Origin of the sequence: Microcystis sp. Msp_OC_L_20101000_S702 (genome assembly GCF_007095705.1) — a bacterium.
In the GTDB taxonomy this organism is placed as follows: domain Bacteria; phylum Cyanobacteriota; class Cyanobacteriia; order Cyanobacteriales; family Microcystaceae; genus Microcystis; species Microcystis ichthyoblabe_A.
Map to the genome: position 1 here is coordinate 1 of NZ_SFBO01000013.1, position 8,138 is coordinate 8,138.

Consider the following 8,138-nt stretch of genomic DNA (forward strand, 5'->3'; position numbering starts at 1 on the left):
TCCATTAAGAAATGTTACAAATTACATGGGTACATCAAGAAAAGTTAAGGGGCGTATCCATTGATGGATAAGGGTTTTCGGCTATTATAGTATATATGTATGGGGGAAGTTCAGGAATAGAGCATTTAAAATTCTCCTGACTACTGACGACCGGCTCCTAACCCTAACAACAATTTTTGATTTTTACCAGAGGTCTAGTAACGTCTTGTCCTAAAATTGCCAATAGCCAGTTTCAATGCACAAGAGTCTGATGGCTAAAAACTGGCTCCAGTTTTTGACCGGGATAGCACCGCTTGATCGCAGTGGATCGTAAAATGAGATAATGCTAACTTTGAGAGTCAGAGAGACTATGAGTGAATTCGACTACGATTTAATTATTATCGGTGCTGGAGTTGGTGGCCACGGGGCAGCCCTACACGCGGTCAAATGTGGGCTAAAAACAGCTATTATCGAAGCCAAAGATATGGGAGGAACCTGTGTTAATCGAGGTTGTATTCCCTCTAAAGCTTTACTGGCAGCCTCGGGACGAGTGCGCGAATTGGCCGATAGTGACCATCTGAAAAGTCTAGGTATTGCCATCGGTGGCGTGAATTTTGACCGTCCGACCATTGCCGATCATGCTAACAACCTTGTCAGTAAAATTAGAGGCGATCTCACTAATAGTCTTAAACGTCTCAAGGTTGATACTATCCACGGTTGGGGAAAAATCGCCGGCCCGCAAAAAGTTAGCGTCATCGGGGATAGTGGCGAAAAAATCTACACCGCTAAGGATATTATGCTCTGTCCGGGGTCGGTTCCCTTTGTCCCACCGGGGATCGAGATCGATCATAAAACGGTTTTTACCAGTGATGAGGCCGTTAGATTAGAAACTTTACCCAAGTGGATCGCAATTATCGGTAGTGGTTATATCGGTCTGGAATTTTCGGATATATACACCGCTTTGGGTTGTGAAGTGACGATGATCGAAGCTTTAGACAGTCTCATGCCTGGATTTGACCCAGAAATCTCGAAAATCGCGGAAAGAGTTCTGATTAAACCTAGAGACATCGAGACTTATGTGGGAGTTTTGGCAAAAAGTATTAAACCGGGGAATCCTGTGGCCATTGAACTGGTGGACGCAAAAAGCAAAGAAGCGATCGAAATTTTAGAAGTAGATGCTTGTTTAGTCGCTACAGGGAGAATCCCAGCGACCAAGAATCTCGGACTGGAATTTGTCGGGGTAGAACTGGATAAACGCGGTTTTATTGCCGTTAATGACAAAATGCAGGTAATTCAGGACGGTGAACCGATTCCCCATCTCTGGGCTGTGGGCGATGCTACGGGTAAAATGATGTTAGCTCACGCTGCTTCGGGTCAAGGGGTAATAGCCATTGAAAATATCTGTAATCGCCCAAAAACCATCGATTATCGCAGTATTCCCGCCGCTGCTTTTACCCACCCCGAAATTAGTTATGTGGGTTTAACGGAACCGCAAGCAGAAGCTTTGGGACAGGAAGAAGGGTATAAGGTGGCTTCTGTCAAGACCTATTTTAAGGGAAATTCCAAAGCTTTAGCGGAAGGAGAAACGGAAGGCATCGCTAAAGTCGTTTATCGTCAGGATACGGGGGAATTACTCGGTGTTCATATTATCGGTATCCACGCATCGGATTTAATTCAAGAAGCGGCCAATGCGATCGCTGAACGTAAATCTGTCCATGAACTCGCTTTCCGCATCCACACCCATCCAACTCTCTCAGAAGTCCTCGACGAAGCTTATAAACGAGCAGAAGTAGCAGCATAGAGTCAGTTATCAGTTATCAGTTATCAGTTATCACCGTTAAGTTTCCGACTCCTGAATTCTGACTCCTTTCTCTTTTTTTACTTTTTACTTTAAAGATTATGTTTGGATTAGGTTGGCCAGAAATAGTAATTATTGCTGTCGTTGTTCTCCTGATATTTGGACCGAAAAAAATACCCGAATTTGGGGCAGCTTTGGGGAAAACTTTACGGGGATTTAAGGAAGAAATCAATCAAGATGAGCAAGAAATTGAAGACAGTGACGAGAAAATGAGATAGATTTCGGCTCTCAGGGCGAATGCAATTCGCCCCTACAATAATATTATTGCGCCAATGGTAGGGGCGCACCGCGTGCGCCCAAAAATTGAGATGCCCCCCCTAATTTGTTAAGCTAAAGGTTTTGATGTACTTAGTTTCTAACCTTCTTTTTAGGTAGGAGAATTGCCAGATTCTTTCTTGGAGCCTCTTGCCCTCAGAAGCTGTTTACTGTTTACTGTTGACTGTTCACTGAATATCGGCTTCTCCCCCCACCACCACATCGCGGATGCGGAGACTGGGGCCACCGCAGCCGACGGGTAAACCACTTTGACCCCCTTTTCCGCAGCCTCCCGACTCGTCCCAGTAGAAATCATCACCAATTGCCTCAATATTGGCTAGGGTTTTAAAGACATTACCGGAGAGAGTAACATCTTTAACGGGTTCAGCAATTTCTCCGTCGCGAATCATCCAAGCTTCCCCGGCGCTAAAAGTGAACATTTCGCCGTTAGTCATGCCTCCCTGCCAATTTTGGGCATAAACTCCCGTTTTTATCCCCGAAAATAACTCTGGAACGGGAGTGGTTCCCCGTTCAATCCAAGTGTTGGTCATGCGGACAATGGGCGGATAATGATAATTGAGACAACGGGCGTTACCGGTCGGTTTTTCGCCTAATTTGCCCGCCGTTTCCCGCGAATGCAGTCTTCCCACCAAAACCCCATCTTTAATTAACTGAGTCGTCGTCGCAGGGGTTCCCTCATCGTCATAAAAATAACTGCCCCGATGACCTTCCGGATGGGCCCCGTCAAAGATTTGCAGGTTATCCGGTCCGAAACGTTTGCCCATACTCATCACTTCCAAAAGGTCAGGATTTTCGTATAACATATCTGCCTCGGAAAGGTGGCCAAAAGCCTCATGGACGAACAGACCGGTTAAAATGGGATCGATGACGACGGTGTAGGTATCGCCCTTGACAGGGGGCAAAACTAGGGCTTGTACGGCCCGTTTAGCCGACCCTTGCACCTGTTCTTCTAAATTGACCAGATCCTCGAAAGCTTTTCGGGATCCTGTGGTTTCCCGGCCCGTTTGTACGCTGTCCCCATCCCTAGCGGTGGCCGAAAAACGCATTTCTAAGTCCGACCATTTTTGTTCGATTAAAGTCCCGTCAGAAGTGCCTAAAAGAATATGTTGACTGCTATCGCTGTAACGGACGGAAGTGGTGGCAATACTGGGATGATGTTGACGCAGTAAGTTATTATAGCGATCGCAGAGGGCTTTCTTATCAGCTAATGGTACTAAACGGGGATCCGTTCCCGTTAAAGGCAATTCACAGGAGATAATTACAGGTTCTACCGGAGCAATCAGGGTTTCTTCTTCCCCAATTAAACGGGCAGCAGCGATCGCATCTTCTAATCGTTCCTGTAAACTGGATAATTGATTAAAGCTGGCAAATCCCCAACCTCCTTTATAACAAGCGCGTACCTGACCACCGATAGCAATACCTTCGCTGAGGGTTTCCACTCGTTCGGAACGCAGTAGAATATTCGTCCCCCGCGCTTCTTCCAGACGAATTGTCAGGAAATCGACGCGGTTTTTATAACGGTTAATCAGTTCACTAATTAGGTTTTTATAATCGTTTAGAGTATCGGTCATGGGAATTAGGAAGTGGGGTGTGGGGTGTGGGGTGTGGGGTGTGGGGCATTTGGCTGAAATTTCCCTAAACCCCTAAATCCCTATATCCCCTTTCTAACTGATAACTGATAACTGATAACTGAAATTAGGCGAGATAATCCTGTAAAGCTTTCACCTCTAAAGGTTGAGATTGCAGGGATTTTAAGGCCGCTACCGTCGCTTTTGCCCCAGCGATAGTGGTGATAATTGGTAACTTATAATCGAGGGCAGTACGGCGAATTTTTCGGCCATCGTTTTGGGATTCTTCACCACTGGGAGTATTGACAATAAACTGAATCCAGTCATTTTTGATCCAATCGACAACGTCGGGACGGCCTTCGTGAATCTTTAGCACTAAATCGATATTTTCGCAACCGTTTTCTAACAAAACTTTACGAGTTCCGGAAGTGGCGACGACGCGAAAACCGAGGGATTGCAGATCCTTAACCACGGGAACCATGGGGGTTTTATCGCGATCACTCATCGAGACAAAAACCGTCCCACTGGTGGCTAAAATCACGCCAGCGGCCATTTCCGCTTTAGCGAAAGCTTTGCCAAAATCGCTGTCAATCCCCATTACTTCGCCTGTAGAACGCATTTCTGGTCCCAGGAGAGTATCAGCACCGGGGAACTTCTGGAAGGGTAAAACCGCTTCTTTCACGGCGATATGACGGGGAATTGCTTCGCTGATGATACCCAATTCCGTCAGGGTTCGGCCCGACATGACGAGGGAGGCAACTTTTGCTAAAGGAACTCCCGTTGCTTTGGAAACGTAGGGAACAGTACGACTAGCGCGGGGATTCGCTTCTAAGATATAAACTGTCTCTCCCTGTACCGCATACTGGATATTCATCAAACCGATTACTTTTAACGCTTTCGCTAGTTCCACCGTCCATTGTCGAATTGTGGTTAAAACCGAGGCGCTCAGGGACGTATGGGGGATAGAACAGGCAGAATCGCCCGAATGTACGCCCGCTTGTTCGATATGTTCCATTAATCCCCCGATAACGACTGTTCCCGTGGCATCTGAGAGGGCATCCACATCCACTTCGATGGCATTTTCGAGGAATTTATCGATTAAAATCGGGTGATCCGGTTCTATCTGTACCGCATACTTCATATAGCGTTCCAATTCGCTATCGGAATAGACGATTTCCATTGCCCGACCGCCCAAAACGTAGGACGGACGTACTACTACAGGATAACCGATGCGTTGAGCCACTGCTTGGGATTCTTGGAAATTGCGGGCAATACCGTTGAGGGGTTGTCGGATATCTAATTGTCGGAGGATTTGTTCAAAACGTTCCCGATCTTCGGCGGCATCGATCGAATCGGGTGAAGTTCCCCAAATTTTGGTATTTACCGGACAATTAGGCGATTCTAAATATTTTTGCAGGGGAACTGCCAGTTTTAAGGGAGTTTGCCCACCGAATTGAATAATTAAACCCTCTGGTTGTTCCGCTTCGATGATATTTAAGACATCTTCTTTAGTCAGGGGTTCAAAGTAAAGGCGATCGCTGGTATCGTAATCGGTGGAGACAGTTTCCGGATTAGAGTTGACCATAATCGTCTCAAAACCGGCTTGACTGAGGGAAAAAGCGGCATGACAACAACAGTAGTCAAATTCTATCCCCTGGCCGATGCGATTGGGACCACCACCGAGGATCATCACTTTGCGTTTATCGGAGGGTAAAACTTCCGATTCTACCCGTTCGTAGGTGGAATAATAGTAGGGTGTTAGGGCTTCAAATTCTGCCGCGCAGGTATCCACCATTTTATAGACTGGAACAATACCCAAACCCTTGCGATAACTTCTTACTTCGTCCTCGCTGGTGTTGGTGGCGAAGGCGATTTGGCGATCACTAAAACCCTGTTGTTTAATAGCGAATAGGTTCTCTTGGCTGAGACTTTTCAGGGGAGTTCGTTTGAGAAACTTCTCGGTTTCCATCAAATCAGCCAATTTATCGAGGAACCAGGGATCAATCCCGGTTAGTTCGTGGATTTCCTCCCCATTCATGCCCAATTTAAAAGCATGATAGATACTATAAACTCGTTCGGGGTTAGGTGTTCGCAAACCGGCCCGGACTTCCGAGAGAGGGGGGAGAGTTTCGACTTTATCGCAACCAAAGCCAAAACGTCCCGTTTCTAGGGAGCGAAGAGCTTTTTGGAAGGATTCTTGGAAAGTTCGACCGATAGCCATAGCTTCCCCGACGGATTTCATCTGGGTGGTTAGAATCGGTTGGGAGCCGGGGAATTTCTCGAAGGCAAAGCGAGGAATTTTGGTGACGACATAATCGATAGTCGGTTCAAAGGAAGCCGGGGTTTTTTTGGTGATATCGTTGGGAATTTCGTCTAAAGTGTAGCCTACGGCTAGTTTAGCGGCAAATTTAGCGATCGGGAATCCCGTGGCTTTTGATGCCAGGGCCGAAGAACGGGATACCCGGGGATTCATCTCAATCACGATTACGTCGCCGTTAGTGGGATTAACGGAGAATTGGATGTTCGATCCGCCGGTTTCTACGCCAATTTCCCGAATAATTGCCTTAGAATAGTCCCGGAGGCGTTGGTATTCTTTATCGGTTAGGGTTTGGGCGGGCGCAACCGTAATCGAGTCGCCGGTATGGACCCCCATCGGGTCAAAGTTTTCGATCGAACAGATGATCACCACGTTATCGGCTAGATCGCGCATAACCTCTAATTCGTATTCTTTCCAGCCAATTAGGGATTTTTCGACGAGAATTTGCGATGTAGGCGAACAATCTAGCCCATACTGGGCCATCGGTTCAAATTCTTCTTGGTTATAGGCAATACCGCCCCCCGTTCCGCCTAAAGTGAAGGCCGGCCGGATAATGAGAGGATAGGAACCGATCTGATGACCGATCGCTTTTGCCTCCTCTAAATTGTTGGCAATCCCCGAAGGACAAACGGGAACACCGATTTTCTCCATTGCTTTTTTGAATAGTTCCCTATCTTCGGCTTTTTCAATAGCGGGAAGTTTTGCCCCGATCAATTCCACGTTATATTTTTCTAAAACGCCGCTTTTGGCCAAAGCGACGGCGGTATTCAGGGCAGTTTGACCCCCCATAGTCGGTAGAATCGCATCAGGGCGTTCTTTAGCGATAATTTTCTCGACAATTTCCGGCAGAATTGGTTCAATATAGGTGCGATCGGCCATTTCTGGATCGGTCATGATCGAGGCGGGGTTAGAATTGACTAAAATTACCTCATAACCTTCTTCTCGCAGAGCTTTACAGGCTTGAGTTCCCGAATAGTCGAATTCACAGGCTTGTCCGATGACAATCGGGCCAGCGCCCAAGATTAGGATTTTCTTTAAGTCATCACGGCGTGGCATAGGCTTAGGGTTGCTTGACGATAAACCCCAATCATTGTATATGTTGTCACCCTCGATCAACCGAACCTTTATGTCTGTTTAAGGACTTGAGGCATGAATGGGTTTGAGGGTACTTCTCCTTCTTGGCTTTTCGAGCGATTTCTTCTAAGCTCAGGGCAAGTACTGCGCTTCCGACGCTTAGTCCGTCTCTTCCGAGAAGGTCTCAAGCTATCCGTACCCAAGGACGGTTTTACCGTCTCCAAAGTGGTCATGCCTCGGTTAGCACGACGATAGGCCAACCTTGCCAGGGATGGCTCTTGAATATCCGGACTAACTTTAGCAGTGCCGACAACCATTCCCATCGGCGCAGTGATGGAAGCACTACTAATGGAGATTTTGCTCATAGAATTAAGTTTAATTAAGTACGTTCCCAATAAGCGCGTAACCGACATTATAACTTACATTATCTTTTATCGGAAGCATAATTTAATGAAAATTCGACGTTGGATCGATAAATATTATTAATAATGTTTCTTGATCGATCGAGGCAAACCTTGATTTTTCGGCTCACTCTTCGAGAGAGGTTACAAGAGATTGAACTCCTCTGCTGACAAGGATTTCAGACTGAAGTTACGGGAACTTTCCCTCGATCGGGGTCGAGAAGAGCAAGTTCTCTCTACTCTTTCCCGATCAACGATTCCAGCCTTTTTCTTAGTAATAACTCGCACAATACTGACAGATAAGGATGATATCTCTATTTCCTGACTTTGTTCAACCGATCTTTAAGGCTGATGATATATGGCTCTTCCGAACCAAAAGATCGCTCTAGGATGCTCAATAACCGAGTTAACGATTCTGTTGCTTCCTCGTAACGTTCCAAGTTCTGATAGAGCGAGGCTAGATTGTCGAGGCTATAGGCGATATCGAGGTCGTCTTCCCCTAATAGTTGCTCCCTCAACTGCAAGGATTGTTTGAAAAGAGGCTCGGCTTCCTCGTACCGTTCCCAATCCTGATAGAGCGCCCTCAACTGCAAGGATTGTTTGAAAAGAGGCTCGGCTTCCTCGTACCGTTCCCAATCCTGATAGAGCGAGGCTAAATTGTCGAG

The 8,138-nt window shown here is 46.6% G+C and carries 6 protein-coding genes; 2 read left to right on the top strand and 4 right to left on the bottom strand.

Features of this window, described 5'->3' with window-relative positions:
* The first annotated feature begins 349 nt into the window (after positions 1–349).
* Both lpdA and tatA read left to right on the top strand, forming a co-directional pair.
* A complete protein-coding gene (gene lpdA, locus EWV60_RS01090; RefSeq protein ID WP_287230355.1) occupies positions 350–1,780 on the top strand; it encodes a dihydrolipoyl dehydrogenase in 1,431 nt (476 codons plus the stop codon).
* 98 nt (positions 1,781–1,878) lie between these two features.
* Positions 1,879–2,055, top strand: a complete 177-nt coding sequence (gene tatA, locus EWV60_RS01095; RefSeq protein ID WP_002733416.1) for a twin-arginine translocase TatA/TatE family subunit — start codon at positions 1,879–1,881, stop codon at positions 2,053–2,055.
* Between the two features lie 225 nt (positions 2,056–2,280).
* On the opposite strand, the gene EWV60_RS01100 is transcribed toward tatA, so the two are convergent.
* The 4 genes from EWV60_RS01100 to EWV60_RS01115 form a co-directional block, all read right to left on the bottom strand.
* Positions 2,281–3,684 carry a TldD/PmbA family protein gene (locus EWV60_RS01100; RefSeq protein ID WP_287230356.1) on the bottom strand — a complete coding sequence of 468 codons (1,404 nt, stop codon included), beginning with the start codon at positions 3,682–3,684 and terminating at the stop codon, positions 2,281–2,283.
* Between the two features lie 124 nt (positions 3,685–3,808).
* Entirely contained in the window at positions 3,809–7,054 is a 3,246-nt protein-coding gene (carB, locus tag EWV60_RS01105) for a carbamoyl-phosphate synthase large subunit (protein ID WP_287230357.1), read from the bottom strand.
* A gap of 68 nt (positions 7,055–7,122) precedes the next feature.
* Positions 7,123–7,437 (bottom strand): hypothetical protein, encoded by a 315-nt coding sequence (locus tag EWV60_RS01110; protein WP_155119073.1) that lies wholly within the window; start codon positions 7,435–7,437, stop codon positions 7,123–7,125.
* A gap of 350 nt (positions 7,438–7,787) precedes the next feature.
* On the bottom strand, positions 7,788–8,138 hold a 351-nt coding region (locus tag EWV60_RS01115; protein ID WP_287230360.1), incomplete at its 5' end, for a tetratricopeptide repeat protein.